The sequence below is a fragment of the Streptomyces sp. NPDC127595 genome, from assembly GCF_042671685.1.
Classification (GTDB): domain Bacteria; phylum Actinomycetota; class Actinomycetes; order Streptomycetales; family Streptomycetaceae; genus Streptomyces.
Window position 1 is genome coordinate 113,031 of sequence record NZ_JBHXWK010000009.1, and the last position, 26,986, is coordinate 140,016.

23 protein-coding genes are annotated in these 26,986 nt (G+C 71.4%); 5 read left to right on the forward strand and 18 right to left on the reverse strand.

The features are described 5' to 3' along the window. Positions 1–49 precede the first annotated feature (49 nt). The 10 genes from ACFVKT_RS27305 to infC form a co-directional block, all read right to left on the reverse strand. Positions 50–595 carry an NUDIX hydrolase gene (locus tag ACFVKT_RS27305; RefSeq protein WP_385735956.1) on the reverse strand — a complete coding sequence of 182 codons (546 nt, stop codon included), beginning with the start codon at positions 593–595 and terminating at the stop codon, positions 50–52. A gap of 120 nt (positions 596–715) precedes the next feature. Continuing rightward, positions 716–2,056 (reverse strand): transcriptional regulator, encoded by a 1,341-nt coding sequence (locus tag ACFVKT_RS27310; protein WP_385735959.1) that lies wholly within the window; start codon positions 2,054–2,056, stop codon positions 716–718. A gap of 302 nt (positions 2,057–2,358) precedes the next feature. Then, positions 2,359–3,426 carry a PP2C family protein-serine/threonine phosphatase gene (locus tag ACFVKT_RS27315; RefSeq protein ID WP_385736586.1) on the reverse strand — a complete coding sequence of 356 codons (1,068 nt, stop codon included), beginning with the start codon at positions 3,424–3,426 and terminating at the stop codon, positions 2,359–2,361. A 498-nt stretch (positions 3,427–3,924) separates the two neighbouring features. Then, positions 3,925–6,429 (reverse strand): phenylalanine--tRNA ligase subunit beta, encoded by a 2,505-nt coding sequence (gene pheT, locus ACFVKT_RS27320; protein ID WP_385735962.1) that lies wholly within the window; start codon positions 6,427–6,429, stop codon positions 3,925–3,927. Beyond that, positions 6,429–7,556 (reverse strand): phenylalanine--tRNA ligase subunit alpha, encoded by a 1,128-nt coding sequence (pheS, locus tag ACFVKT_RS27325; protein WP_385735965.1) that lies wholly within the window; start codon positions 7,554–7,556, stop codon positions 6,429–6,431. The genes pheT and pheS overlap by 1 nt, the downstream gene beginning before the upstream one ends. Positions 7,557–7,714: 158 nt before the next feature. Next, positions 7,715–8,929, reverse strand: a complete 1,215-nt coding sequence (locus ACFVKT_RS27330) for an ATP-binding protein (protein ID WP_385735968.1) — start codon at positions 8,927–8,929, stop codon at positions 7,715–7,717. Between the two features lie 50 nt (positions 8,930–8,979). Further along, positions 8,980–9,837: a TrmH family RNA methyltransferase gene (locus ACFVKT_RS27335; protein ID WP_385735971.1), complete on the reverse strand. Its 858-nt coding sequence runs from the start codon at positions 9,835–9,837 to the stop codon at positions 8,980–8,982. A 195-nt stretch (positions 9,838–10,032) separates the two neighbouring features. After that, complete coding sequence (rplT, locus tag ACFVKT_RS27340; protein WP_019066261.1) at positions 10,033–10,416, reverse strand: 50S ribosomal protein L20; 384 nt, start codon at positions 10,414–10,416, stop codon at positions 10,033–10,035. A 109-nt stretch (positions 10,417–10,525) separates the two neighbouring features. After that, positions 10,526–10,720 (reverse strand): 50S ribosomal protein L35, encoded by a 195-nt coding sequence (gene rpmI, locus ACFVKT_RS27345; protein ID WP_385735975.1) that lies wholly within the window; start codon positions 10,718–10,720, stop codon positions 10,526–10,528. Positions 10,721–10,873: 153 nt separating this feature from the next. Then, entirely contained in the window at positions 10,874–11,593 is a 720-nt protein-coding gene (gene infC / locus ACFVKT_RS27350) for a translation initiation factor IF-3 (protein WP_385736588.1), read from the reverse strand. Between the two features lie 370 nt (positions 11,594–11,963). Between infC and ACFVKT_RS27355 the strand changes: the two genes are divergently transcribed. Next, complete coding sequence (locus ACFVKT_RS27355) at positions 11,964–12,320, forward strand: DUF1844 domain-containing protein (protein WP_385735978.1); 357 nt, start codon at positions 11,964–11,966, stop codon at positions 12,318–12,320. Positions 12,321–12,349: 29 nt separating this feature from the next. On the opposite strand, the gene ACFVKT_RS27360 is transcribed toward ACFVKT_RS27355, so the two are convergent. Further along, a complete protein-coding gene (locus tag ACFVKT_RS27360; protein WP_385735981.1) occupies positions 12,350–13,084 on the reverse strand; it encodes an SseB family protein in 735 nt (244 codons plus the stop codon). Positions 13,085–13,233: 149 nt separating this feature from the next. Between ACFVKT_RS27360 and ACFVKT_RS27365 the strand changes: the two genes are divergently transcribed. Then, positions 13,234–14,217: a serine hydrolase gene (locus tag ACFVKT_RS27365; protein WP_385735984.1), complete on the forward strand. Its 984-nt coding sequence runs from the start codon at positions 13,234–13,236 to the stop codon at positions 14,215–14,217. A gap of 63 nt (positions 14,218–14,280) precedes the next feature. On the opposite strand, the gene mycP is transcribed toward ACFVKT_RS27365, so the two are convergent. Both mycP and ACFVKT_RS27375 read right to left on the reverse strand, forming a co-directional pair. Then, positions 14,281–15,522, reverse strand: coding sequence for a type VII secretion-associated serine protease mycosin (gene mycP, locus ACFVKT_RS27370; RefSeq protein WP_385735988.1), 1,242 nt, complete (start codon positions 15,520–15,522; stop codon positions 14,281–14,283). Further along, entirely contained in the window at positions 15,519–16,994 is a 1,476-nt protein-coding gene (locus ACFVKT_RS27375) for a hypothetical protein (protein ID WP_385735991.1), read from the reverse strand. The genes mycP and ACFVKT_RS27375 overlap by 4 nt, the downstream gene beginning before the upstream one ends. A gap of 1,733 nt (positions 16,995–18,727) precedes the next feature. Here ACFVKT_RS27375 and ACFVKT_RS27380 point away from each other — a divergent pair. Further along, positions 18,728–19,930: an amino acid deaminase/aldolase gene (locus tag ACFVKT_RS27380; protein ID WP_385735994.1), complete on the forward strand. Its 1,203-nt coding sequence runs from the start codon at positions 18,728–18,730 to the stop codon at positions 19,928–19,930. Positions 19,931–19,949: 19 nt separating this feature from the next. Here ACFVKT_RS27380 and ACFVKT_RS27385 read toward each other — a convergent pair whose 3' ends face one another. From ACFVKT_RS27385 to ACFVKT_RS27400, 4 genes are all read right to left on the reverse strand, one after another. Further along, complete coding sequence (locus ACFVKT_RS27385; protein ID WP_385736589.1) at positions 19,950–20,867, reverse strand: DUF2510 domain-containing protein; 918 nt, start codon at positions 20,865–20,867, stop codon at positions 19,950–19,952. 65 nt (positions 20,868–20,932) lie between these two features. Next, positions 20,933–21,724: a 3-oxoacyl-ACP reductase gene (locus ACFVKT_RS27390; protein WP_385735997.1), complete on the reverse strand. Its 792-nt coding sequence runs from the start codon at positions 21,722–21,724 to the stop codon at positions 20,933–20,935. Further along, positions 21,721–23,100, reverse strand: a complete 1,380-nt coding sequence (locus ACFVKT_RS27395; RefSeq protein WP_385736000.1) for an aldehyde dehydrogenase family protein — start codon at positions 23,098–23,100, stop codon at positions 21,721–21,723. The genes ACFVKT_RS27390 and ACFVKT_RS27395 overlap by 4 nt, the downstream gene beginning before the upstream one ends. An 8-nt stretch (positions 23,101–23,108) precedes the next feature. Then, positions 23,109–24,479 (reverse strand): glutamine synthetase family protein, encoded by a 1,371-nt coding sequence (locus ACFVKT_RS27400; protein ID WP_385736003.1) that lies wholly within the window; start codon positions 24,477–24,479, stop codon positions 23,109–23,111. 77 nt (positions 24,480–24,556) lie between these two features. On the opposite strand from ACFVKT_RS27400, the gene ACFVKT_RS27405 reads away from it, so the two are divergent. Both ACFVKT_RS27405 and ACFVKT_RS27410 read left to right on the forward strand, forming a co-directional pair. Continuing rightward, entirely contained in the window at positions 24,557–25,294 is a 738-nt protein-coding gene (locus ACFVKT_RS27405) for a FadR/GntR family transcriptional regulator (protein ID WP_385736006.1), read from the forward strand. 76 nt (positions 25,295–25,370) lie between these two features. Beyond that, a complete protein-coding gene (locus tag ACFVKT_RS27410) occupies positions 25,371–26,054 on the forward strand; it encodes a gamma-glutamyl-gamma-aminobutyrate hydrolase family protein (RefSeq protein WP_385736010.1) in 684 nt (227 codons plus the stop codon). Here the strand turns inward: ACFVKT_RS27410 and ACFVKT_RS27415 are convergent. Beyond that, a complete protein-coding gene (locus ACFVKT_RS27415) occupies positions 26,023–26,985 on the reverse strand; it encodes an aminoglycoside phosphotransferase family protein (RefSeq protein WP_385736013.1) in 963 nt (320 codons plus the stop codon). The two genes, ACFVKT_RS27410 and ACFVKT_RS27415, sit on opposite strands and share 32 nt — an antisense overlap. Position 26,986 lies beyond the last annotated feature (1 nt).

A 26,986-nucleotide genomic window follows, 5' to 3' on the forward strand; every position in this document is an offset into this window, starting at 1 on the left:
GATCCGCCGGACAGGCCCTGGATCCCCGGACGCCGCGGGGGGGGATGGATCAGGGCAACGCGTCCTGCCCGAGCCTGAGATGGTGCAGAAGGAGCAGTGCGGCAGCCATGTTGGCGGCCGGGACCTCGCCGCGGGCGACCATGTCGGGGACGAGCTTGAGGGGAACCCATTCCCGACGGTCGGACTCGAAGTCGTCCACGGGGTGGCCGATGTACGCGCCTTCGTCGGCCCAGAAGATGTGGTGCCGGGCGTCGGTGAGCCCGTTGGAGGGCTCGACGCTCATCAGATGGCGCAGAGGTCCTGGTCGCCAGCCGGTCTCCTCCTCCAGTTCGCGGGCCGCCGCGACGACGATGTCCTCGCCGTCCTCGACGACGCCCGCCGCGAGCTCCCATCCCCAGCTGTCGGTGATGAAGCGGTGCCGCCACAGGAGCAGCACCTCGTTGGCCGCGTTCACCACGGTCGCCACGGCCACGGGGCGCAGCCGTATCAGGAAGTGATCGAGGTGCCGGCCGTCCGGCAGCTCAACGTCTGCGAGATTGACGCTGAACCAGCGGTTTTCATACACAGTTTGTTCGTTCTGTTTCGTCCACTGCACGGTTCTGCCACCTTCCGCCGAGTAGATGGCAATATGGCAGCAGGAACGTTCTGACAGCAGGCGCACAGCGGCGCACGGTTCGGCAGCGGGTGGGCTGCGGGTCGGTGTTCGGTCGGTGGTCTACAGCGGTACGCGCAGTGCCCCGTCGATGAGTTCCGCGGCCTCGGAGGTGCCCGCGCATCCACTGGCCACCAGGTGCTCGCGCACCGCGCGCAGTCTGTCGCGCAGCCGCTGGGACTCCATCCCCCGGGCCTGTTCGGCCATTTGGAGTGCGGTGGCGACCGCCTTGTCGGCATTGCCCTGGCGCAGTTCGATCTGGCTGAGCACGGCGAGCCGGTGCACCCGCCCCCGGTCGTGGGCGGGGTTGTCGACGGCGGCCACGGCATGCTCGTCCGCCGCCATCAGGTCGCCGAGGCTGAGCAGCGCCTCCGCCACTTGTACGTTGACCAGGCCCGGCTGGACATAGCCGGTCTCGTCGGGCTCGTAACCGCGTCGGATGCGGTCGGCGGCCTGCTCGGCACGCCGGATGCAGGACAGTGCGCTGCTGCCGTCGCCGAGGTGTGCGTACGCCTTCGCCTGCATCGCGTACAGGTCAGAGGCGAGCGCCGGGGTGATCTGCCGCCCCGCGGCGCGCAGCGCGGCCTCGGCGAAGGCGACGGCCTGGCGGTGCTCGCGCATGAAGAGCGACTGGTTGACGAGAAGGGCTATGACGTACGCACCAAGTCCCCTGTCCCCGCTGGCCTTTGCCAGGCGCAGCGCCTGGTGGAAGTAGCGCTGGGCGAGGCCGTGCGCGTCCGAGTCGTAGGCGCAGATGCCCGCGATGGCCACCAACCCGCCCGTCGCGCGGTGCAGTTGGCGTCCGGTGGCGTCGGTGTAGCTGCCGCGCAGCAGCGGAGCGGTCTCGGAGTTGAGGAAGCCGACGATCCGGGTGCGGGTCGCGATGCCGCCCGCCTTGCGGTACATCTGCTCATAGTGCGCGCGGGCCGCGCGGAGCATCTCGATGTCGGCCATGCTCACCTGGTGGCGTCCGCCGCGCGAGACGTCCACGTCCTCGGGCGGGTTCTCCCACTCCCAGACCGGCATCACGGCGGGCGTGCCGGTGACGGCCGGTGCGCCGAGGATGTGCGGGCGCTGCTGTTCGTCGGAGCGCCACAGGGCGGTGGCGCGCTCGACGAAACCGGAGAGCGTGGTGCCGTGCGGGGCGGACGGCTCGCCCGGCAGGCCGAGTCCGATGTCGTCGAGCGTCACGGGCCGGTGGAGTCTGCCGGCGAGCACTTCGCAGATCAGGTCGGGCACCTGGCCGCGCGGCCGCTGCCCCTTCAACCACCGTGCGACGGCGGTGTGTTCGTACCTGAGCGCCAGACCGCGCGCTCTCCCTGCCTGGTTGACGTGAGCGGCGAGTCCCGCGTGCGAGATGCCCGCCTCGTCGAGAATCGCGTCGAGCAGAGTGTTGGGCTGCATGGGAGGCCCCCCGGGTGGCTCGGTGCCGACCGTGTCGACCGCACCGTCAGAGTAGTGGGTCCTGTTTCACACGGGGTGTGAACAGAGTGCTCGGATCCGGGCAGTACACGCGCTGTCGCAGAGCGTTCCCGGCCGGTTGACTGAGTTGCCTCGTAAGAGGCCGGCCGGGCCGCCGGCTCCCCCTCGTACAGTGCGGCGGCCCGATCCCGCGCCGTCCGCCCAGCTGCCTGCCCGACACTCCGTGGCGGGGCGGACGGCGGCACTCCGTCGGTTTCGCCGGAGCGCTGCGGGTGCTTTGTCGGCTACGGGTGCGTGGGGGCTTGTCGCGCAGTTCCCCGCACCCCTAGAAGCTCTGTGCTCACGTCACTTGGTGGATGCTGTTGCGCGGGGACACGCCTACGGTCGTTGCGCAGCACCAGCACAGCTATGTCGTCCGCGGGCATTCCGCCCGTGTGGCTCAGGACTTGGCCGAACACCGCGCTCAGCACGGCCTGCGGGGCGAGCGGCTGGACGCGGACGGCCTCGGTGAGCGCCGCCCGCAGGGGGAAGAACCTGCCCTGGGCGTCGCGCGCGTCCTCGACTCCGTCGGTGTGCAGGAAGAGCCCCTCGCCGGGCAGCATTTGGCCGTAGCGCAGGACGGGCAGCTCGGCCGGGAGCGGGAACGGCCCGAGCGGGGGCAGCGGTTCGGCGCAGGACAGCCGCTCGACACGGCCGCGTACCCCGGTCGGCTCGGCGTGCCCGCGCAGCAGATAGGGCCACGGATGACCGCAGTTGACGGCGTACACCGAGCCGTCGCAGCGGATCTCCAGGAGCAGCAGGGTGACGAACTCCTCGGCGACCGGGCTGTCGGTGTCGAGGCCGGAGGAGGGGTGCTCGGCGCGGGCCCGCTCCCGCAGATGCCGGGCCAGCGCCCGCTCAAGTCTTCTCAGTACGCGGTCGAGTCCGGGCTCGTCGTACACGGCCTCGCGGAAGCTGCCGAGGACGGCGGCGACGGTTCCGATGGCCCCGAGGCCGTGCCCGCGGACGTCCCCCATGATGACCCGCACGCCGTGCTCGGTGGCGATCACCTCGTACAGATCACCGCCGACGCTCGCACCGCGATCCGCGGAGACCTGCGCCGCGGCGACGTTCAGCCCGTCGATCCGCGGGGGCAGCGGCCGCAGCAGCACGCTCTGGGCGGCGCCCGCGACCTTGCGGATCTGCCGGATCTCCCGCAGCAGCGCCGTTCTGACGTGGAGTATCAGTCCCGTGCCGACCGCGAAGAAGACGGCGCAGGTGACGACGCGGGCACAGAGCCCGTTCTGCTGAGCGAGCGGGCAGGCCATCTTGTACGTGATCGCCATCGCGCCCCAGACGGTGGGCAGCCCCATGCCAAGTGCCCGCCGCAGCGGCCGCCGGTCGGCCCTGCGCACCGCCCGGCCGAGGCCCACCCGAAGGCCACGCCTTCTGACCGGCCGGGGTCTCCTTGCGCGAACCGCCCGGAAGAGCCCGGCCCGCAGGCCGTTTCCCCGGGCGACCACGGGGAGGACCGCCCGGGCCAGCACCCGCGCATGCGTACGGGGCGTCGCCCTGCAGGGAGCCCCACCAGCCTTGATACGGATCATGCCGATTGGCCCCCCAATAGGCCCTGACAGCGCAGAGGGCCTCCGCGAGGCCGGTCCGATTCTGTCGACCGCATGGACCGATCGGGCCAGATCGCCCGGCCTTGTCACCCGAATGAGTGAGGTGCCTTCGGGTTCCTGCATTTATGCAGGCGAGCGGGGGGAAACGCGCCCCGTGAGGTGCGCGGGGGACTGCGCGATCAGCCACGTACGTGCCGCGGCCGACAGATGGCGCGCAGTCCCCCGGTACCGGTACGCCCGGCGGAGCTAGCTCCGCAACACCGCCCCGGTCCGCTCGCCCGCGAGGGCCACCGCCGCGTCGCGAGCCTGCGAGGCCTCGTCGACGGTCAGGGTGCGATCGGCGGAGCGGAACCGCAGCGCGTAGGCCAGCGACTTCTTGCCCTCGCCGAGCTGCTCGGCGTTCTCGTAGACATCGAACAGCCGGATGGACTCCAGCAGTTCGCCCGCTCCCTCGCGCAGCGCCGCCTCGACGTCCACATGTGGGACGGACCGCTCGACGACCAGTGCGACGTCCTGGGTCGCCACCGGGAAGGTGGAGATCTTCGGACCCTTCGGAACGCCCGAACTCGCCTGCTCCAGCAAGTCCAGGTCCAGCTCCATCGCGCTGGTGCGCGCGGGCAGACCCAGCGTCTTCAGGACACCGGGGTGCAGCTCACCGGCGTACCCGATGACCTTCTCCGCACCGTCGATGACGACGACCAGCTCGGCGCAGCGCCCCGGGTGCCACGGCCCGTACTGCCCGCCGCGGACGAGGAGTTGGGTCCCCGCCTCGCGGGCCAGCGAGCGCGCGGCCTCGATCGCGTCGGCCCAGTCGGCCGGGCGGCCCTTGCCCCACCAGCCGGCCTGCTCGCGGGCGCCCGTGAGGACGACGGCGGCGTGCCGGGGCTGGGCGGGGAGCGCGGCGGTGAGCGACGCGATCTCCTCGTCGGTGGGACGGCGGTCCACGGGCAGCCGCCCGGCGACGCGCAGTTGCTCGCGCGGGTGGAAGACCAGGCCGGTCTCGAACAGCGCGAGGTCGTGGCTGCCGCGTCCGTCGTTGCGGCGCAGCGCGCCGAGCAGGCCCGGCAGCAGCGTCGTACGGAGCGCGGGCTCCTCGTCGGAGAGCGGGTTGACCAGCTTGACGACCTTGCGCTTCGGGTCGTCGGCGGCCAGCGAGAGCTGGTCGAAGATGTGCTCACCGATGAAGGGGTAGTTCGGCGCCTCGACGTATCCGGCACCGGCGAGCACGCGGCCGACGCGGCGGTGCAGCCGCTGCCTGTCGGTCAGGCCGAGGCCCGCCGGGGGCTTCGGCAGCGTGGAGGGCAGGTTCTCGTAGCCCTCGAGGCGGATGACCTCCTCCGCCAGGTCGTTCGGGTCCGTCAGGTCGGGCCGCCAGGACGGCACGGTGACGATCAGCTCGTCCTGCCCGTACACGTCGCAGCCGACCTGCTGGAGACGGCGTACGACGGTCTCGCGGCCGTAGTCGACACCGGCCACCTTGTCCGGGTGGTCCGCCGGGATGGTGATGGTGTGCGGCGCGGAGGGTGCGATGACCTCGGTGACACCTGCGTCGGCGGAGCCGCCCGCGAGGATCACCAACAGGTCGACGGTCCGCTGGGCCGCGGCGGACGCGGCCTGCGGGTCGACGCCGCGCTCGAAGCGCTTGGACGCCTCCGAGGCCAGCTTGTGCCGGCGGGCGGTGCGGGCGATGGACAGCGCGTCGAAGTGCGCGGCCTCGATGACGACCTCGGTGGTGGTGCCCTCCGTGTCGTCGATCTCGGTGTTCGCGCCGCCCATGACGCCCGCGAGGCCGATCGGGCCGCGGTCGTCGGTGATCACCAGGTCCTCGGCGTCCAGCGTGCGCTTGACGCCGTCGAGGGTGGTGAGCTTCTCGCCCTGCTCGGCCCGGCGCACACCGATCGCGCCCTGGACGCGGGTGCGGTCGTAGGCGTGCAGGGGCTGACCGAGCTCCAGCATCACGTAGTTGGTGATGTCGACGGCGAGCGAGATCGGGCGCATGCCCGCCTTCTGGAGGCGGCGCTTCAGCCAGATCGGCGAGCGGGCCTCGGGGTCGAGCCCCGTCACCGTGCGCGCGGTGAAGCGGTCGCAGCCGAAGGGGTCGGAGACCTGCACCGGGTAGCCGAACGCGTTCGGGGCCGGTACGTCGAGCAGCGCCGGGTCGCTCAGCGGCAGCCCGTACGCGATGGCGGCCTCGCGGGCCACCCCGCGCAGCGAGAGCGCGTAACCGCGGTCCGGTGTGACGGCGATGTCGAGGACCTCGTCGACGAGCTGGAGCAGCTCGATGGCGTCGGTGCCGACCTCGACCTCAGGCGGCAGGACGATGATGCCGCCGCTGCCGTCGTCGCCCATGCCCAGTTCGTCGCCGGAGCAGATCATGCCGTGCGAGGTCTTGCCGTACGTCTTGCGCGCGGCGATCGCGAAGTTGCCGGGCAGCACGGCGCCGGGCAGGACCACGACGACCTTGTCGCCGACGGCGAAGTTGCGGGCGCCGCAGACGATCTCCTGGAGCTCACCGGTGCCGTTGGCGGTGCCGACGTCGACCAGACAGAAGCGGATGGGCTTCTTGAAGCCCTCCAGCTCCTCGATGGACTGCACCTGGCCGACGACCAGGGGGCCCTTGAGGTCGGCGCCGAGCTGTTCGACGGTCTCGACCTCGAGACCGGCTGAAATGAGCTTGGCCTGGACGTCGCGCCCGGTCTCCGTCGCCGGCAGGTCGACGTACTCCCGCAGCCAAGAAAGCGGGACCCGCATCAGATCTCCATCCCGAACGGCCGGGTGAACCGGACGTCACCCTCGACCATGTCTCGCATGTCTTCGACGTTGTGGCGGAACATCAGCATCCGCTCGATGCCGAACCCGAAGGCGAATCCGCTGTACTTCTCGGGGTCGACGCCGCAGGCGACCAGCACCCGCGGGTTGACCATGCCGCAGCCGCCCAGCTCGATCCAGCCCTCGGAGGAGCAGGTCCGGCAGGGGCGGTCGGGGTTGCCGACGGACTCGCCCTTGCAGACGTAGCAGAGCATGTCCATCTCGGCGGACGGCTCGGTGAAGGGGAAGTAGTTCGGGCGCAGCCGGGTCTTCATGTCGGCGCCGAAGAGCGACTGGACCATGTGGTCCAGGGTGCCCTTGAGGTCGGCCATGGTCAGGCCCTCGTCGATGGCGAGGAGCTCGATCTGGTGGAAGACCGGGGTGTGCGTGGCGTCCAGCTCGTCGGTGCGGTACACGCGGCCGGGGCACACGATGTAGACCGGCGGCTCGCGGTCGAGCATGGCGCGGGCCTGGACGGGCGAGGTGTGCGTCCGCAGCACGACACCGGACTCGTCGCCTTCGGTGCCCTTGGGGCCCTGCACGAAGAAGGTGTCCTGCATCTGCCGGGCCGGGTGGTCGGGCGTGAAGTTGAGGGCGTCGAAGTTGAACCACTCCGCCTCGACCTCGGGGCCCTCGGCGATCTCGTATCCCATGGACACGAAGACGTCCGCGACCCGCTCCATCATGGTGGTCAGCGGGTGCCGGGCGCCGGGCGGTACGCGGTCGTACGGCAGTGTGACGTCCACCGCCTCCTCGACCAGTACACGGGCGTCGCGGTCGGCCTCCAGCTCTGCCTGACGGGTGGCGAGCGCCTTGTTCACCGCGCCTCGGGCCTGGCCGACGAGCTTGCCTGCGGCGGCCTTGGCGTGCGGGGGCAGGGCGCCGATCTCGCGGTTGGCGAGGGCCAGCGGGGAGGTGCCGCCGGTGTGGGCGACCTTGGCCTCCTGGAGCGCGTCGAGGTCACCTGCGGCCGCGAAGGCGGCGAGCGCCTCGTCCCGCATGCGCTCGATTTCTTCCGGTTTCAAGGCCTCGACCTCTACAGGGTCGTACGACTTATTCGGTGCCGACATCTCTTCCCGTGCTTCCGGTTGGCTGGCTGGGGTCCCCGTTCTACGGCGTTCTACGGCCCGGAGACGCTTCGTCTCTGAAATGGAGACGCAAAGGTGCCAGAGGCCGAGTCTAACGGGGGGTGAAGTGTAGGAATGCGCCCGTGGGTCCTCGCTCGGCGTTACAGCAGATACGCCGGGGTGCCCACGGGCAACGTAAATCGGAATTCGGCGCCGCCGCCGGGGGCGCGGCCGACCGTGATGGTGCCACCGTGGGCCTCGACGATGCCCTTGACGATGTACAGCCCGAGGCCCGTACCGCCGCGCTTGCTGCCCCGCCAGAAGCGGGTGAAGACGCGGTTCATGGACTCCTCCGGGATGCCGGTGCCCTCGTCGCTCACCGTGACCGAGGTGGCCGCGTTCTTGCCGTCCTCCCCTTCTCGAGGGGAAGCCGAGGGCGTGACGTCAATGGTGACGGTTCCCTCGCCGTGGCGCACCGCATTTTCGATCAGGTTGCTGAGCACCTGGTCGACCTTGTCGGGGTCGGCCCAGAGGGCGGGCAGCGGATGCTCGATGCGCACCAGGAAACGGTCGGCAGCCTGGCCGGAGGCGACGTAGGCCTGGATGTGCCGGCCCACGGCGGCGCCCATGTCGACGGGCTGGCGGCGCACTTCGAGCCGGCCGGAGTCGATGCGTGAGATGTCGAGCAGCTCGGCGATGAGCCGGGTGACCCTGTTGGCGTCGGCGTCGACGGTCTCCAGCATGAGCTTCTTCTGGTCGTCCGTGAACCGCTCCCACTTGGCCAGCAGCGTGGCCGTGAAGCCCTTGACGGAGGTGAGCGGCGAGCGCAGTTCATGGGCGACGGTGGCGATGAGCTCGGCGTGGCTGCGCTCGGTGCGGCGGCGGGCCTCGGTGTCGCGCAGGGAGACGACGACGCGCTGGACCGGGCCGGTGGGAAGCGTGCGCACATACCGCGCGGAGACGAGCACTTCCCGGCCGCCGGGGAGCAGCAGATTCCGCTCGGGCTGTCCGACCCGGATGGCTAGACCGCCGTACGGATCGGTCACCTGCCACCATCGGCGCCCTTCGAGGTCCTCTAAGGGCAGCGCCCATTCGAGCGGGTGTCCGAGCGCGTCGGCGGCGGACACGGCCGCGATACGGGCGGCGGCGGCGTTGAAGCAGATCACCCGGCCGCGCTCGTCGGCGACGACGAGTCCGTCGGGGAGGTCGTCGGGGTCGATGCCGAGACCGTCTCCGAGGCCGGCGCGGAGCCCGGCTCCCTCAGCGGCTTCCTGCTCGGCTCCGAGCTCGGCGGCGTCACCGCGCCGGGACGCGGGTGTACCGCGCACGTCCCGTGCTCGCGGCGCCTTGTGCGCACCGCTCGTGCCGACACTCATCCCCGTCTCCCACCTCTCGTCCGGCAGTGGGCCCCGAGCAGGTCACCCTACTAGCTCTCGGTGACGGAACGGCACCCTCCGGAGCCGCGCTGTGCACGGGCGGACGCGTAGAGACATACGGCCGCGGCGGTGGCGAGGTTCAGGCTCTCGGCCTTCCCGTGGATGGGGACGCGCACGACGGCATCGGCCAGCGCACGTGTCTCCTCCGGAAGCCCCCACGCCTCGTTCCCGAACACCCAGGCGGTCGGGCCGCCCATGGTGCCCTTGTCCAGCTCGTCGTCGAGGTCGTCCGCCCCGACGCCGTCGGCCGCGAGGATCCGCACACCGGCGTCCTTGAGCCCCTGTACGGCCTGCTCGACGGGCACGCCCACGGCGACGGGCAGATGGAACAAGGACCCCACCGAGGCCCGTACGGCCTTGGGGTTGTAGAGATCCACGGACGCATCGGTGAGTACGACGGCCTCGGCGCCGGCGGCGTCCGCGCACCGCAGCACGGTGCCGGCGTTCCCGGGGTCGCGGACGTGCGCGAGTACGGCGACGAGCTTGGGCCGATCCTTGAGGATCTCCTCGAAGGGCGTGTCCAGGAAGCGGCAGATCCCGACGACACCCTGCGGGGTGACGGTCGTCGAGATGTCGGCGATGACCTCCTCGGCGGCGAGGTGCACCCGCGCGCCGGCGTTCCGCGCGTCCGCGACGATGTCGGCGTAGCGCTCCGCCGCCTCGACCGTCGCGAACAGCTCTACGAGGGTCGCGCTCCCGTCGCGGCGGTGCGCCGCCGCCTCCCGCACGGCCTGCGGCCCCTCGGCGAGGAACAGCCGCTCCTTCCCCCGGAAGTTCCGCCGCCCGAGCCGCCGCGCGGCGGAGACACGGGGCGACTTGGAAGAGATCAGTTCAGAAGCGGCGGCCAAACAACTCACCTTCAGGGAAGAAACCTCAGGAGGGCGGGGAACTGCGCGAGCAACCCACCACCTGCCGACGGACGAAGAACAAACGCAATCGGACCCATGGGCCGAAAGCCCCATGGGTCCGATTGACCAGCTCAGAAGAGGACTTGAGCACACAGCTCAGGCCGACTGTGGGAGCCGCTCAGGCCAGCGCCGGCGTCACGCGGCCTTCGGCGCGTTGACGTCCGACGGCAGCGCCTTCTGCGCGACCTCGACGAGCGCGGCGAACGCGCCGGCGTCGTTGACGGCCAGCTCCGCGAGGATCTTGCGGTCGACCTCGATGTTGGCCGCGTTCAGACCCTGGATGAAGCGGTTGTAGGTGATGCCGTTGGCGCGGGCAGCGGCGTTGATGCGCTGGATCCACAGCCGACGGAAGTCGCCCTTGCGCTTCTTGCGGTCGTTGTAGTTGTAGACCAGGGAGTGGGTGACCTGCTCCTTGGCCTTGCGGTACAGGCGCGAACGCTGACCGCGGTAGCCGCTGGCGGCTTCGAGGATCGCCCGGCGCTTCTTGTGGGCGTTGACTGCCCGCTTGACGCGTGCCACTTGTTAACTCCTTGCAGCGGGGCCGTGGTTGGACTCACACAGCCCGAAATCGATGGGGTCCCGGTCCTGACGTACGGCGCGCTGCGATCGAACGATCAGCGCCGGTACGTCACTTGCCGAGAAGCTTCTTGATCTTCTTGGCGTCGCCCGGGGCCATCTCGGCGGTGCCGGTGAGGCGGCGCGTCAGGCGGGACGACTTGTGCTCGAGCAGGTGGCGCTTGCCGGCGCGCTCACGGAGCACCTTGCCGGAGCCGGTGATCTTGAAGCGCTTGCTGGCACCGCTGTGCGACTTGTTCTTCGGCATAGCGCCGTTCTCTCCTCGTCAGTGGCGTTCCGGTGCCCGGTCGTGAAACCGGGCACGGTGGAACGTCATATCTATTGCTGGCATCCCTGGACGGTTGTCCCGGGACTCCCCGGACTCTCGTCCCGGGGGCTCCCGGAGCGTTCGCCCTGGGGTTTAGACCTCGGCGGAAGCCTGAGCCGGAGCCTCGGCGTCCTCGGCGTCCTCGATGTCCTGGGTGTCGACATCCTCCGCGTCGGGGATGTCGTCGCCCGCGTGGTTCTGCGACTTGCCCGGGTTGGCCTTCGCTTCGGCCTTGCGAGCCGCCTGGGCCTCGCGGGCCTCGGCCATCGCCTCGGTCTTCTTCTTGTGCGGACCGAGAACCATGATCATGTTCCGGCCGTCCTGCTTCGGGTTCGACTCGATGAACCCGAGGTCCTCGACGTCCGTTGCGAGACGCTGCAGCAGTCGGTAGCCGAGCTCCGGCCGGGACTGCTCGCGACCACGGAACATGATCGTGATCTTGACCTTGTCGCCCTGCTTGAGGAACCGGACGACGTGACCCTTTTTGGTGTCGTAGTCGTGCGGGTCGATCTTCGGCCGGAGCTTCATTTCCTTGATGACCGTGTGCGCCTGGTTCTTGCGCGCCTCACGGGCCTTCATGGCCGACTCGTACTTGAACTTCCCGTAGTCCATGAGCTTGCAGACGGGCGGACGAGCGCTCGCCGCCACCTCGACCAGGTCGAGGTCGTACTCCTGCGCAAGCTCCAGGGCCTTGGCAAGCGGAACAATCCCGACCTGCTCGCCGCTGGGACCGACAAGTCGCACCTCGGGAACGCGAATCCGGTCGTTGATGCGGGGCTCGGTGCTGATGGATCCTCCTCGGTAGCACCACACGGCGGTCTGGCGGACAGCCGCGTATGTCTCTGATGACAGTTGGACCAACCACCGCGGGACATGAAAAATGCCCCGGACAGAACACAGGCGGGGCTCCAAGGATTACCGGAGCACCGCCGCGGTGATCCGCGGGGCGCACTTCGGGCGACTCCATCGTCCGTACGGAACGATGGTGACCGCCTGACCGGGTGACCCGCCGTCCCGGAGGACAGTCAGGTGGGAGATCGGAGCCTCCACTTGTGGGCCGGACACGCTGACATACTTCTTGGCGCGCCCGACCGGTCGTAACACAAGGTTAGCAGCTCGGACTGAGAACGGCTAACCGAGGCCAAATGGGGCCTGTCCCCGACCGGGACCTATCGTGGGGGTCATGAGTGACACCCCTCCCCAGACGCCCGACTACGACACCATGACCCGCGACATCGCCGAGGTCCCCGCGGTCGAGGTGATCGTCACGGTCGCCGTCAACCTGATGAGCGCCGCCGCAGTGAAGCTCGGCCTGACGGAGGAGGGCGACGAGCACAAGGACCTGGACGAGGCGCGCAAGCTGGTGCACGCGCTGGCCGGGCTGCTCGACGCGAGCACCACCGAGATCAGCTCCTTCCACGCGGCACCGCTGCGCGACGGCCTCAAGTCGCTCCAGCTCGCCTTCCGCGAGGCGTCGATCGTCCCGGACGAGCCGGGCCAGGGCCCGGGCGAGAAGTACACCGGCCCCGTCTACGGCTGACTCGTCGCTCCCCGACCGACTCACACATCTCATACCTCTCGTACGTACAAGGGCTCGCCCGGCGGCGTCGCCCCGGCCGGCAGGAGCGCCAGGTCGAGGCCGCGCACCAGGCGGGCCCTCAGTGTCTCGTCGGCCGCCAGCCGTTCGGCGATCGCTCGGGCCGTCTCGGCGGGAGACGCGGACCGGCCCAGTACGAGGGCCAGCGTGCCGTCCGCCTGCCCCGGGCCGAGATGCGCGCGGAGCACGGCCGGCTCGGCGGCGACGGCCGCGCGTACGGCCTCGGTGACGGCCGGGTCGGCGAGGGGATCCGTGCTCGTACGCCCCTCGGCGAGCGCGAGCAGCGCGGGGCCGGTCAGCTCGTACGGCACCGGGCCCGCCAGGTCGAGCACGACGGTGTCGGCCTTCTCGTGCGCGGCGGCCTGCAGGGCCTGGTGCAGGGGTACGGCGACGGGGCGGGCCTCGGGATCCCAGCGGGCCAGCGACTCGGTGGAGGTGAAGGCGGGCAGTGCGGTACGGTTCCCGGCCTTCAGGGTCGGCACGGCCATGTCGCTGGTCTTCTCGTGGCGCAGCCCCTTCTCGTCCTCCTCGACCTCACCGAGGACGGCCACGACGGGCACGAGCAGCCGGGCGCCCTTGAGCGCCTCCAGGACAGGCCCCACGGCGGTGCGGTCCGCGGCCCAGGCGGTGAGCGCCGCGCTCAGCCGGGGATCGGCGGAGCCGTCGTCGTCGGAGTAGCCGGAGTCGGGAATGTTCTTGTTCGCCACGGTCCCCGACCCTATCGGTGGGATGCAGTTGGGCTTGTGCGGCCCCTGAAACGTGGACTTGACGGGTCTCATGGGATTCTCATCCATCCCTGACGCAGATTTCACATGCGTCTAACCACGGGCACAGACCCGGCGCCCAGCATCGCGGGATGGACCGTCACAGAGCCAGCCGACGCCGCGCCCGTCCCTCCGGGCGCAGGCCCTTTGTCTTTGCCGCGGTCGCCTCCGTGATCCTCGTGGGCGGTACGGCAGCCGGGGCCGTATATATGAAGGCCCAGGCGCACGACGGCCAGGACCTCGTATCGTCGTCCTCTCCGTCTCCGGCTTCGCCGGGCGCCAGCGAGGAGGCATCGGTGGAACCCGTGACGACGCCCGAGGTGGACCGGGACGCGTTGCTCACCTCGGCGATGAAGTCCGTGACCGTACCCAGCGGCGCCGAGGCGTCGGTGTCCGTCCTCGACGTCGACTCCGGCGAGAGTGCCGCGTACGGCGACGCGGCCTTCGACACCGCCAGCATCGTCAAGGTCGACATCCTCGCCACGCTGCTGCTCCAGGCGCAGGACGCGGACCGGACGCTGACGGCGACGGAGAAGGCAAACGCCACCCTGATGATCGAGAACAGCGACAACACGGCCGCGACCACCCTGTGGGACGAGATCGGCAAGGCGGACGGCCTCAACACCGCGAACAAGAGCTTCGGGCTGACGGAGACGGCGGGTGGGGACGGTGCGCTGTGGGGTCTCACACAGACCACGGCGGCCGATCAGCTCACCTTGCTGCAGCAGGTGTTCGGCGACGACTCGAAACTCAGCGAGACCTCGCGGACGTACATGCAGGGGCTGATGAGTGACATAGCCGTCGATCAGCACTGGGGAGTGTCGGCCGCGGCCGACGGTTCCGACTGGGCGCTGAAGAACGGGTGGCTGGCGCGCAGCGCGACCGGACTGTGGGACATCAACAGCATCGGGCGGGTCACCGCCGACGGCCACGACTATCTGGTCGCGGTGCTGTCGAACGGCACCACGACACAGACGAAGGGGATCGCGCTGGTCGAGTCGGTGGCGAAGGCGGCGGTGTCGGTGTTCCAGGACACGACGGCCGATCCCGGCGTTTCGGCCACGGCCACCGACTAGTTCGCACTGAGGCGGCCCTGGCGGGCGAGAGCCGTCCTGTCCGGACGACGACCGTCCCGTCCGTCAGAAGCCGTCGTACTCACGCGGTCCCCTGCGGCCCCGCCACAGGACGACGGCCGCGGCGAGCAGCACCGCGCCGAGGCCGCCCGCGAGCGGGCCGACCCAGCCGGCGGGATCCGTGTCGTCCTCGGGGTCGGCCGGGCCCGGTCCGAAGTACTCCTGGCCGTACGCCGCCTGCAGCCCCTCGGGCTTGAGCCGGCCGGCCTCCTTGATGGCGGCCGCGGGGTCGATGAAGCCGTAGCCGCGGGAGTCGTCACGGCCGCCTGCGGGGGCGTTGCGGGCCGTGTCCTCCAGGAGCTGCTTGATCTGGGCCGGGGAGAGGCCCGGATGGGCCGCCTTGACGAGCGCGACCGCGCCGGAGACGAACGCGGAGGCCGCGCTCGTGCCCCAGCCCTCGTAGTACTTCTCGTCCGGGTCGGCGATGACGACGTCGACGCCGGGGGCGCTGACGGTGGCGTACCAGCGGCGGGTGGAGAAGGAGGCGCGGACGCCGTTGCTGTCGACGGCGGTCGCGGCGATGACGCCCGGGTAGGCCGCGGGGTAGGAGATGTGGTCGCCCTTCTCCCCGCCGTTGCCGGCCGAGGCGACGACGACGGCGCCTTTCTTCAGGGCGTACTGGACGGCCTCGTCCTCGGCGGGTTCGGGGTGGGCGGAGGCGGAGTCGTCGCCCAGGGAGAGGTTGATGACGTCGGCGCCGTGGTCGGCGGCCCAGCGGATGCCGTCGGCGAGGGCGTTGCCTCGGGTGTTGCGGGCCTTCGTACGGGAGGAGTCGCCGTCTTCGAGGATGACGCGGACGGGGAGGATCTTGGCCTCGGGGGCGATGCCCATCACTCCGTCAGCGTCGTCGAGTCCGTGTCCGTGGCCGGCGATGATCCCCGCCATGGCGGTGCCGTGCCTGGCCCAGGCCCGGTCGCCGCGGGCCGCTCCGAAGCCGACCATGTCCTTGCCTGCGAGGACGTTGCCCTCCAGGTCCGGGTGCTGGTCGTCGACGCCGGTGTCGAGGACGGCGACGGTGATTCCCTGGCCCTTGGTGGTCTGCCAGGCCTCCTGGGTGTGCATCGCGTCGAGGGCCCACTGCTGGGCGCGTATGCCGTCGGCGTGGGCGGTGGTGGCGGGAACGAGGGCGAGGGACGCGGCCAGTACGACGCTGAGGAGTCCGGCTCTGCGGGTGCCGAGGCCGCCGGTCCTTCGGGCACCGGCCCAGTCGGCCCTGCGGGCACGTACGTGGTCCGCGGCGCGGGTCATGACGGCTTCTCCGTGGCCGAGGTGACGGTCTTGCGGAGGTCTCGCTCGACGCGGTCGGCGAGGCCCTGTGCCTCGTGGCCGAGGCCGGCCTGGGCCGGGGCCGTGGTCTCGCCGGACTTCATGGCGTCCTCGGCGGCCTGCGGGTCGGTGACGGTGCGGCCGTCGGCGAAGCCGGAGACGGCGTAGACGACGACGGGGGCGTCGGTGAGGACCGACACCGTCCAGGAGGCCCGCTGGTCGTCGCCGAAGCCGTCCGCGACGGTGCCCTCGACGGCGTAAGGGCGGGGCATCAGGTCGGTGCGGCGGTCCAGGCCGTCCTGCTGGAAGCGGGTCTTCAGGGAGGTCATGGCCGTCGCGTCCGCCTTGGTGAACAGCAGGCCGACGGTGGTGACGAGGCTCCGGGTCGCGTCCGTGTACGTGGCGCGCAGCAGCCGCAGGCAGCCGACCGGTGCGAGGGCCTTGCGCAGGAGGGGGTCGAAGGCGTTCGCGCAGTCGGTGTCCGGGGCGACGGCGACCCGCGTCCAGGTGCGGTCGGCGCCGCCGGGTCCGGCGCCCTCGCCCTGCACGGTGGGCGGGAAGAGCTGGTCCACCGGCACGCTGTACCAGAGCTCGCCGGCCGCCACGAACTCGGTCCGCGCGTCGGAACCGGCCGAGCTCTCCCCCGTCAGCCAACTCCCCGTCACCGCGCCGCCGATGAGGCCGAGGCCCAGCACGACGCAGGCCGCGGCGGCCAGCGCCCTGGGACGGCGGGTGCGGCCGCCGTGGGGGCGTACGCGCACGGTGTCGTCGAACGTCTCCGGCTGTCCGAACGTCACGAACGGGCGCTCCACGGCCGGGGTTTCCGGCGGGGGCGCGGGGACCGGGGGCTGTGCGGGCGTCTCGGCCGGGATGGGCCGGAGCCGCCTGGTGGTCTCCGTGGCGCTCTCCTCGGGCATGGTGGTCCGCCGCGCCTCTCCGGGCGCCGGGGGCGCGTCGGGGAACCGTGCGGAGGCCGCCGGCGGGGGCGGGGACGGCTGCCGGGGCGGGCGCAGACCCGGGAATCGCCGGGTCCCCTCCTCGCGGCGGGGAGCGTCGCCGGGCGCCGTCGCCTTCTCCGGAGTACCTGCGGCATCCGGAGTCGGCACCTCCGCGTCGGCGGAGAAGTCGAAGAAGTCGAACGACTTGGGCGGCGACGGTACGCGAGAACCACGCCCCGCGCCCGCTTCCGCCCCGGACGACCGGGGACCGCCGTCGCCCTCCCGGGGCTGCGAGCCCGGCTGCGCGGGGGCCGAGCCGATCCCGTTCCCGGCCGAAGTCGGGCCCACCGGAGGCGCCTGCGGGCGGAGGGGCTGCGAGCCCGGCTGCGCGGGGGCCGAGCCGATCCCGTTCCCGGCCGAAGTCGGGCCCACCGGAGACGCCTGCGGGCGGAGGGGCTGCGAGCCCGGCTGCGCGGGGGCCGAGCCGATCCCGTTCCCGGCCGAAGTCGAGCCCACCGGAGGCGCCTGCGGGCGGAGGGGCTGCGGTCCCGGCTGCGCGGGGGCCGAGCCGATCCCGTTCCCGGCCGAAGTCGGGCCCACCGGAGGCGCCTGCGGGCGGGGCGGGCGCGACGAGGCATCGCCGGGCTGCGAGGGCATCGGACGGCGCCCGGCCGTCGGGGGGCGTCCCCACGGCGGGCTCTGGGTGCGCGGCTGCTGCGGGGCGTCCGCCCTGGACGGCGAGCCTCCTGATGCCGGATCCGACCCCTGCGCAGGGGTGCGTCCCGGCACGGCTTGCCGCCCTGGCGACGTCGAGGGCCGGCCCGAAGTCCGCGACCCGTCCAAAGCCGACGGCTGATCGGACGTCGGGAACCGACCGGTCGCCGTGGCCGCCTGATCCGGCCTCGACGACTGACCGACCGTCGAGGCGTGGCCGGGCGACGACTCACCGGACGTCGGCCACTGGTTCGGCCTCGGCGGCTGACCGAACGTGGGTCGCTGACCGGACGTCGGTGACTGGTCCCGGCTCGGACGCTGGTCGGAAGCCCGCGACGGGTCCGACCCGGACGGCTGACCGGACGTCGGCCGCTGGTCCGGCCTCGGCGGCTGACCGAACGTCGGTCGCTGACCCGACGTCGGTGACTGGTCCCGGCTCGGACGCTGGTCGGAAGCGCGCGACGGGTCCGACCCGGACGGCTGACCGGACGTCGGCCGCTGGTCCGGCCTCGGCGGCTGACCGAACGTCGGCCGCTGACCCGACGTCGGTGACTGGTCCCGGCTCGGACGCTGGTCGGAGGCCCGCGACGGGTCCGACCCGGACGACTCGTTCGACCTCGCTTGCTGACCGGACACCAGCGGCTGACCCGACGTCGGCGAATAACCCGGCCTCGGAGGCTGACCGGAAGCCCGCAGCCCGTCCGACCCGGACGGCTGGCTCGACCCGGACGGCTGGCCCGACCCAGCTGACTGACCGAACGTCGGCCGCTGGCCCGACGTCGGTGACGGGTCCGGCCTCTGTGAATGACCGGGCCCCGGTGAATGACCGGGCCTCGGATGCTGGTCGGGAGCCCACGGGCGGTCCGGCCTCGACGGCTCGTTCGGCCGCGGTGACTGACCCGACGTCGGTGACTGACCCTGCTCAGGCAAAAGCCCCGACCTCGGCGGCTGGCCGGATGTCGGAGGCTCGTCCCGCCTCCACGGCTGACCGGGCGTCGGAGCACCGGCCGTCGGTGGCTGGTTCGGTGAGGGTGCGTGGTCCGGCCTCGGAGGCTGGTCCGGGGTTTGCGGGTTTTCCGACTCCGGGGGCTGGCCCGGGGATTGCGGATTGTCCGACGCCGGGCGCCGGTCCGGGGATTGCGGATTGTCCGCAGTCGGGGGCTGGTCCGGGTGGGGAGGAGTGGCCGGGTGAGGTGGGGCCGATGGGCGTGGGGGAATTGAGGCGCGGCGCGCTTCCGTGCTCATGCACCCCCCGTTCCCTCGTACCCGGGCCATCGGCTCGCCTCGGAGCTCTTCCGGGCCGTCGTAGCTCATTGCGGGAAGGGCGTCCGTCCGGGTCGCCCGCCACGGGCACGCATACCCGCACCGGGGGGCCGTCACCCCGGGCGTACCCCGCCCGGGCAAGGTCGTTCCTCCCTGCGTGCGCGTCACTCTACGGGTTGACGTGGGGCCGAAGTGAACCAGTCCGCGGGCCCGGGGGATCTGCCCGGAACGTCCCCCTACCCAGCGGTAATCCCGTCTGGCAGGCTTCGGTCATGACTGCCCGCGCCGCAGACCGGGCCCGCTACGACCGGGCCACCGCTCACCTCGACGCCCCTCTCGCGATCGTGGACCTGGAGGCCTTCGACGCGAACGCGGACGATCTCGTCCGCAGGGCCGGTGGCAAACCGGTCCGCGTCGCCAGCAAATCCGTCCGCTGCCGCGCCCTGCTCGAACGCGTCCTCGCCCGGGACGGCTTCGCCGGAATCATGTCCTTCACCCTCGCCGAGTCGATCTGGCTGGCCCGCTCCGGCTTCGAGGACATCCTGCTCGCCTACCCGTCCGCCGACACCAAGGCCTTCGCGGAGCTGGCCTCCGACCCCAAGCTCGCGGCCGCCGTGACCGTCATGGTCGACGACCCGGCCCAGCTCCACCTCATCGACGAGGCACGCCAGGGCGGCACCGAAGTCGTGCGCGTCTGCCTGGAGTTGGACACCTCCCTCCAGCTGCTCGGCGGGCGGGTCCGCGTCGGCGCCCTCCGTTCGCCCCTGCGCTCCCCCGCCCAGCTCGCCGAGATGGCCCGTACCGTGACCCGGCGGCCCGGGTTCAAGCTCGTGGGGATCATGGCGTACGAGGGTCACATCGCCGGTGTCGGCGACGCGGTCGAGGGGCGGCCCTTCCGTTCACGTGCCGTCCGCTTGATGCAGGCCACAGCCCGCAAGGAACTCATCCAGCGGCGCGCCGACGTCGTCAGCGCCGTACGGGCCGTGGAGCCCGACCTGGAGTTCGTCAACGGCGGCGGCACCGGCAGCGTGCAGCACACGGCGGCCGAGGACGCGGTCACGGAGATCGCGGCCGGGTCGGGACTGTACGTACCGCGGCTCTTCGACAACTACACCTCGTTCAGCGGGCGTCCGGCCGCGCTCTTCGCCCAGCCCGTGGTCCGCCGGCCGGGCGTCGGAATCGTGACCGTCCTGGGCGGCGGCTACCCGGCCTCGGGCGCCGCCGGTCCCGACCGGCTGCCCGTGCCCTACCTCCCGGAAGGTCTGAAGTACGACCCCCAGGAGGGTCCGGGCGAGGTGCAGACTCCGCTGATCGGCGCCCCCGCGGACGACCTGCTCATCGGCGACAAGGTGTGGTTCCGGCACGCCAAGGCCGGGGAGCTGTGCGAGCGGTTCGACACGCTCCATCTGGTGGAGGGCGACTCGGTGACGGCGGCCGTCCCGACGTATCGCGGGGAAGGCCACACCTTCCTCTGACCTCTGACGCCAGCGGCGTCTACCGGGACGGGCCGATACTGCTGCCCACGCCCCCACCGGTGTCCGCGTCGTCCGCCGGCCGGATCCCCTTGGTGATGCGGTCCATGTCGGACAGCGGCGGCCCGTCCCCACCCGCGTCGAAGGCGAACCGGACGATGACCAGCGACTGAGAACCCACGCTGGACGGAAACGCCAGCGACTGGACGTAACCCCCGGGCCCGGCAGCGGTCTTGACCTGCCAGCGCACGAAGTACCCGGCACGCCCGGCGACGGCGACCGGTCCCGCCTTCACCTGCTTGTGCGAGTCGATGCCGTGGAAGGGTCGCCGGTCGACGAGGTCACGGTCGTACGCGCTGTCCGCCGCGTCCCCGATGTCCTTTCGCGCAAGGACTTCCGGGGACTTCTCGTCGTTCCCGGTGACCGTGCGTGAGATGACCCACCCGTGGCGGCAGAGACCGGGGTGGCCGGGGCAGTCGTACGTCCCCGGAGTGGTCATCACCACATCGTCCTCGACGACGTTCTCCGGCCTCGCCCAGCCGTCGAGCAACGGCAAGGTGATGCCGTTGAGTTCGTCCACGACGACCGCCGGATCGCCGACCGCCGGATCCTCGACCGCCGGATCCTCGGCCGGGGGCTCGGATGCGGATGGGGTGGCCGGCTCAGTGGTCGGCGTGGTGTTGGTCGCCGCGTCGGCGGTGTCGTCGTTCCGGCCGAGGAGTACGGCGCCGGTGACGATCGAGGCCACCAGCACGGCTCCGGCGACGACGAGGGCGACGGCCTTGGCGCGGCCGGAGCTCCCTTCGGGGAACTCCGGCCGCGCCAACGGCTGTTGGAGAACATCGGGCTGACGCCGGTGGTCGGTCCACGCGGTCCCGTCCCACCAGCGCTCGACGAGCGGGTACGACGGGTCGCGGTACCAGCCGGGCGGAGGCGTCATGCTCATCCCGGCACTCTAGGACGTACATCGAAGATCAGTACACGGTGTCCGGCCCGCGGTCTCTTCTACAGCGGTGTGACGTACGCGCCCGAGATTCCGCCGTCCACCAGGAAGTCGCTGGCGTTCACGAAGGAGGAGTCGTCGCTGGCGAGGAACGCGACCGCCGCGGCGATCTCGTCGGCCTCCGCGAACCGGCCGACCGGGATGTGCACGAGCCGGCGTGCGGCCCGCTCGGGGTCCTTGGCGAACAGCTCCTGGAGAAGAGGGGTGTTGACCGGTCCGGGGCACAGGGCGTTGACCCGGATGCCCTCCCTCGCGAACTGCACGCCCAGTTCACGGGACATGGCCAGCACACCGCCCTTGGAGGCGGTGTAGGAGATCTGCGAGGTCGCCGCGCCCATCCGGGCCACGAAGGACGCCGTGTTGATGATGGAGCCCTTGCCCTGGCGCCGCATGTACGGGATCGCGGCCTTGCAACACAGGTAGACGGAGGTGAGGTTGACCTCCTGGACCCGCTTCCAGGCCTCAAGGCCCGTCTCCAGGATGGAGTCGTCGTCGGGCGGTGAGATGCCCGCGTTGTTGAAGGCGATGTCGACGGAACCGTAGGTGTCGTACGCCGTCTTGAACAGCGCCTCGACCTCCTCGGGGTCGGTGACGTCGACCTTCACGAAGATCCCGCCGACCTCCTCGGCGGCCGCCTTGCCGCTCGTCTCGTCGACGTCGCCGCAGACGACATGGGCGCCCTCGGAGGCGAGCCGGCGCGCGGTGGCGAGGCCGATGCCGCTGCCCGCGCCGGTGATGACGGCGGTACGGCCGACCAGCCGGCGGCAGATGATGTCAGGGGTGTCAGCGGTCACTGTGCGGGGCCCTCCGTGCTGATGAAGACGTTCTTGGTTTCGGTGAAGGCGGTGAGGGCGTCCGGGCCGAGTTCGCGGCCGATCCCGGACTGCTTGAAGCCGCCGAACGGGGTCCAGTAGCGGACGCTGGAGTGGGAGTTGACGGACAGGTTGCCGGCGCGGACGGCTCCCGAGACGCGCAGGGCGCGGCCGACGTCACGCGTCCAGATGGAGCCGGACAGGCCGTACTCGGTGGCGTTGGCGAGCCGGATCGCGTCCGCCTCGTCCTCGAAGGGGAGGACGACCGCGACCGGGCCGAAGACCTCCTCGACGGCCACACGCGCGTGCGGCTCGACGTCGGTGAGGACCGTGGGCGGGAACCAGAAGCCCGGGCCCTCGGGCGCCTTGCCGTGGATGCCGGGCGCGTCGGCGGCGACGTACGAACGTACGCGTTCCAGCTGCACCTTGGAGATCAGTGGGCCCATCTGGGTCCGCTCGTCGGACGGGTCGCCGACGACGACGGACGCGAGGGCCGGGGCGAGGAGTTCGAGGAAGCGGTCGTACGCGGAGCGCTGGACGAGGATGCGGGTGCGGGCGCAGCAGTCCTGGCCGGAGTTGTCGAGGAAGGACATCGGGGTGGTGGCCGCGGCGGCCTCGATGTCGGCGTCGGCGAAGACGATGTTCGGGCTCTTGCCGCCGAGTTCGAGGGTGACGCGCTTGAGGAGCGCCGAACCCTTTGCCAACACCCGTTTGCCTACGGCGGTTGACCCCGTGAAGACGATCTTCGCGACGCCGGGGTGCTCGACCAGCGCGTTGCCCGCGACGGGACCCGAGCCCGGGAGCACCTGGAAGAGATGTTCGGGAAGACCGGCCTCCAGGCCCAGTTCGGCCAGCCTCAGAGCCGTCAGAGGCGTCGTCTCGGCGGGCTTGAGGATGACCGCGTTGCCCGCCGCGAGTGCCGGTGCGGTGCCCCACGCGGCGATCGGCAGGGGGAAGTTCCAGGGGGCGATGACCCCGACGACGCCGAGCGGTTCGAGGATGGTGATGTCCAGGCCGCCGGCGACCGGGATCTGGCGGCCGGTCAGCCGCTCCACTCCCCCGGCCGCGTAGTCGAGCAGATCACGGACGTTGCCCACCTCCCAGCGGGCGTTGCCGATGACGTGACCGGCCTCTCTGACCTCCAACCGGGCCAGTTCTTCGAGGTGTTCGTCGACGACGACGGCGAAGCGGCGCAGCAGCCGGGCGCGCTCGCCCGGAGCCAGGGCAGCCCACCGGGTCTGTGCCTTTCCCGCCCGTACGACGGCGGCGTCGACGTCCTGCGGAGTGGCACCCGGGACGGTGGCGATGACCTCCTCGGTCGCCGGGTTGAGGACATCGAGTTCGTGCAGCTGCGACAAGGTCGGCCTCACAGACGTTCGAAGGAGCGGCGCAGCTCCCAGTCGGTCACCGCGGCGTCGAAGGCGTTCAGCTCGACGCGCGCCATGTTGCGGTAGTGCGCGACCACCTCGTCGCCGAAGGCGGCCCGGGCGATGGGGCTGTTCTCCCAGAGCTCAGCGGCCTCGCGAAGGGTGGTGGGAACGTGCTCGTAGTCGGCGGCGTACGCGTTGCCCGCGCACACGTCCGGCAACTCCAGCTTGTGCTCGATGCCGTACAGGCCGGCCGCGACGAGTCCGGCGACGGCCAGGTGCGGGTTGACGTCGCCACCAGGGAGCCGGTTCTCGAAGCGCATCGAGCGGCCGTGGCCGACGACGCGGAGGGAGCAGGTGCGGTTGTCGTAGCCCCAGGCGACGGCCGTCGGGGCGAAGGATCCCGGCTGGAACCGCTTGTAGGAGTTGATGTTCGGGGCGTAGAGGAGCGAGAAGTCGCGGAGCGCGGCGAGCTGCCCGGCGAGGAAGTACCGCATGATCTCCGACATGCCGCCCGGGTCGTCGGAGGAGCCGGCCATCACATTGGTGCCGTCCTTGTCCGCGAGCGAGAGGTGGATGTGGCAGGAGTTGCCCTCGCGCTCGTTGTACTTCGCCATGAAGGTGAGTGAGACGCCTTCCTGGGAGGCGATCTCCTTGGCGCCGGTCTTGTAGACGGCGTGCTGGTCACAGGTGACGAGGGCCTCGTCGTACTTGAAGGCGATCTCGTGCTGGCCAGGGTTGCACTCGCCCTTGGCGGACTCGACGATCAGGCCCGCCGCCTGCATCTCGTTGCGGATGCGGCGCAGCAGCGGCTCGATCCGGCCCGTGCCCAGCACCGAGTAGTCGATGTTGTACTGGTTCGCCGGGGTGAGGTCGCGGTAGCGCGCGTCCCAGGCCTGCTCGTAGGTGTCCTTGAAGACGATGAACTCGAGTTCCGTGCCGACCTGGGCGGTGAGGCCGAGCTCGGCGAGGCGGTCGAGCTGGCGGCGCAGGATCTGGCGGGGCGCGGCCACCACCGGGGAGCCGTCGTTCCAGGCGAGGTCGGCGATGAGCAGGGCCGTGCCCTCGTTCCAGGGCACCCGGCGCAGCGTGCTCAGGTCGGGGTGCATGGCGAAGTCGCCGTATCCCCGCTCCCAGGAGGACATCTCGTAGCCGTCGACCGTGTTCATCTCGGTGTCGACGGCGAGGAGGTAGTTGCAGCCCTCCGTGCCGTGTTCGAGGACGTCGTCGAGGAAGAAGCGCGCGGCGAACCGCTTGCCCTGGAGCCGGCCCTGCATGTCGGGGAAGGCCAGGACGACCGTGTCGATCTCACCGCCCTCCACCAGGCCGCGCAAGTCCTCGACGGTGAGCGGGGGTGTGCGGTCTGCCACCGGAAAAGCCTCCTTGGGTCAGCCGAGAGTCATAAGGTATTGCTGAGAACCATTGCTTGGGAAGGGGGCACGACCAGATGACCTGGGCGGAAACCGACGGCGGAGCGGACGACCGGCTGACGCCGGTGCTGCGGCCGGTCCGGGCGGGCAACGGTTTCGAGGAGGCGCTGGAGCAGATCCTCCAGATCGTCCGGCTCGGTCTGGTGCCGGGCGGTGAACGGCTGCCCGCCGAGCGTGAGTTGGCGGAGCGGCTCGGGATCAGCCGGGTGACCCTGCGCGAGGTGCTGAAGGTGCTCCAGGACCAGGGACTCGTCGAGGCGCGCCGCGGCCGGTACGGCGGCACGTTCGTCCTGCCGAGGGCCGACGCGCCTGGCGAGCACGAGCTGCGGCGCCGGGTCGCCGAGGTCGACATCGAGGACGTACTGCGCTTCCGCGAGGTCCTCGAGGTGGGCGCGGCGGGCCTGTGCGCGGCGCACGGCCTCGACGAGGAGCAGACCGGCCGGCTGCGGGAGGCCCTCGCCCGCACACAGGACGCTCCGCTGGCCGACTACCGCCGCCTGGACACCATGCTGCACCTCACCCTCGCCGAACTGTGCGGCTCCCCTTCGCTCGCCGCCCGGTACGCCGCCGTACGCGCCTCCGTGAACGACCTTCTCGACTGCATCCCGCTCCTCGTACGCAACCTGGAGCACTCCCAGCAGCAGCACAGCGCGCTGGTCGAGGCGGTCCTCGACGGGGACGCGGACGGGGCGCGGGAGATGATGCGGGAGCACTGCGGGGGGACGGCGGCGCTGCTTCGGGGGTTCCTGACGTGAGCCCGTAGGGGCTTGATTTCCATGCGACCGTCCGGCAAAGGTACGGACGCGTTCCATTGAGTGCGGAGGAGGCAGCGTGGGCGGCAGGCCGCTGATCGGTGTGAGTACGTATCTGGAGTCCAAGGCGCGCTGGGGCGTGTGGGAGCTGGAGGCGGCGTTGCTGCCGGTCGGCTATCCGCGGCTCGTGCAGCGGGCCGGCGGGCTTGCCGTGATGCTGCCGCCGGACGATCCGGCGTATGCGGCGGAGACCGTCGCCCGCCTCGACGGGCTCGTCGTCGCCGGTGGGCCGGACGTCGACCCAGCCCGCTACGACGCCGAGCGCTCCCCGCGCACCGGGCCGCCCAATCCGGAGCGCGACGCGTGGGAACTCGCCCTGATCGACGCCGCGTTGGCCTCCGGCACCCCGCTCCTCGGCATCTGCCGCGGCATGCAGCTCCTCAACGTCGCCCTCGGCGGGACGCTCGTCCAGCACCTCGACGGTCATGTGAAGGACGTCGGGGTGTTCGGGCGCCACGACGTGACTCCCGTGCCGGGGAGCCTGTACGCCGGTCTCGCGCCGGAGCCGACCGCCGTGCCGACCTATCACCACCAGGCGGTGGACCGTCTCGGCGAGGGCCTGCTGCCCTCGGCCCACGCGGTGGACGGGACGGTGGAGGCCATCGAACTTCCCGGCCCCGGTTGGGTGTTGGGGGTGCAGTGGCATCCGGAGATGGGTGAGGATCCCCGGGTCATGCGCGGGTTGGTCCAAGCCGCTTCCTGAGCCATTCGAGTGCGGCGTCGCCCTGCGCGCGCTGGAAGGCGCGCAGGGTCGGCAAGCCCGGGGGCGGTGGCTGCCGTGACTGCTGGATGAAATAGCCGGCCAGGGCCGCCAGGGTGGCGGTGACGCCTTCATGGCCGGCGCCTCTGCCCACCGGGTGGGCGGCGAACACCTCTTCCGGGTCCGGGCCGCCCTGGGCGCGGACACACGGCAGCATCACCAGCAGGTCGAACCAGGGCGCCGCCCTCACGGCGTGCGGCCAGTCGACGAAGACGACGCGGCGGTCCTGGGTGAGGAGAAGGTTGTCCGCGCGGAGATCGCCGTGCGCGAGGGTCTCTCCTGCGGCGAAGTCGCCCCAGGGGGCGGAGAGTTCGGCCAGCTCGCGCAGACGGCCCGCGGTCCACGGGTCGAGGCCCTCGCCGGTGTCGCCCGCGTCGGCCATGTGCTGCCAGCCGCGGAAGGAGTGCGCCATGGCTCTCGTCACCGGTGGCGCGTCCACCGGTGACGGGGTGAGCGTGCGGCTCAGCTCGACCATGGCGTCGAGGACGAGCTTCAACTCGTCCGCGCGCCACGGGACATGGGGCTGGCGGCCCTCGACGTCCTCGAAGACGAGGGCGACCCAGGTGCCGTCGTCGTAGGTGCCGAGGAGGCGGGGTGCGGGGGTGTCGGGCGGCAGTGCGGCGGCGTTGCTCGCCTCCCTGCGGTGGAGAGCGGGGCTCTGGGGGTTCGTGTCGGCGCTGACCGCCTTCACGAACGCGCGGTGTCCGTTCGCCGTGGTGACGCGGGCGGCTACGCCGGGTGAGAAGCCGCCGGGTTGTGTGACCGCCCCGGTCACGGGGGCGCCGAGCACCTGGGCGACCGCGTCGCGGACCGGCTGGGGCAGGTCTTCCCAAGGGGTGCGGACGCCTGCGGCGGGCGGGGCGGTCGGGGTCATG

Excerpts from the sequence above, each read along its gene's own strand:
- ACFVKT_RS27310 (WP_385735959.1), bottom strand. The coding sequence starts at position 2,056 with ATGCAGCCCAACACTCTGCTCGACGCGATTCTCGACGAGGCGGGCATC.
- ACFVKT_RS27315 (WP_385736586.1), bottom strand. The coding sequence starts at position 3,426 with ATGGGGCTGCCCACCGTCTGGGGCGCGATGGCGATCACGTACAAGATG.
- pheT (WP_385735962.1), bottom strand. The coding sequence starts at position 6,429 with ATGCGGGTCCCGCTTTCTTGGCTGCGGGAGTACGTCGACCTGCCGGCG.
- pheS (WP_385735965.1), bottom strand. The coding sequence starts at position 7,556 with ATGTCGGCACCGAATAAGTCGTACGACCCTGTAGAGGTCGAGGCCTTG.
- ACFVKT_RS27330 (WP_385735968.1), bottom strand. The coding sequence starts at position 8,929 with ATGAGTGTCGGCACGAGCGGTGCGCACAAGGCGCCGCGAGCACGGGAC.
- rpmI (WP_385735975.1), bottom strand. The coding sequence starts at position 10,720 with ATGCCGAAGAACAAGTCGCACAGCGGTGCCAGCAAGCGCTTCAAGATC.
- ACFVKT_RS27355 (WP_385735978.1), top strand. The coding sequence starts at position 11,964 with ATGAGTGACACCCCTCCCCAGACGCCCGACTACGACACCATGACCCGC.
- ACFVKT_RS27365 (WP_385735984.1), top strand. The coding sequence starts at position 13,234 with ATGGACCGTCACAGAGCCAGCCGACGCCGCGCCCGTCCCTCCGGGCGC.
- mycP (WP_385735988.1), bottom strand. The coding sequence starts at position 15,522 with ATGACCCGCGCCGCGGACCACGTACGTGCCCGCAGGGCCGACTGGGCC.
- ACFVKT_RS27380 (WP_385735994.1), top strand. The coding sequence starts at position 18,728 with ATGACTGCCCGCGCCGCAGACCGGGCCCGCTACGACCGGGCCACCGCT.
- ACFVKT_RS27385 (WP_385736589.1), bottom strand. The coding sequence starts at position 20,867 with ATGACGCCTCCGCCCGGCTGGTACCGCGACCCGTCGTACCCGCTCGTC.
- ACFVKT_RS27405 (WP_385736006.1), top strand. The coding sequence starts at position 24,557 with ATGACCTGGGCGGAAACCGACGGCGGAGCGGACGACCGGCTGACGCCG.
- ACFVKT_RS27415 (WP_385736013.1), bottom strand. The coding sequence starts at position 26,985 with ATGACCCCGACCGCCCCGCCCGCCGCAGGCGTCCGCACCCCTTGGGAA.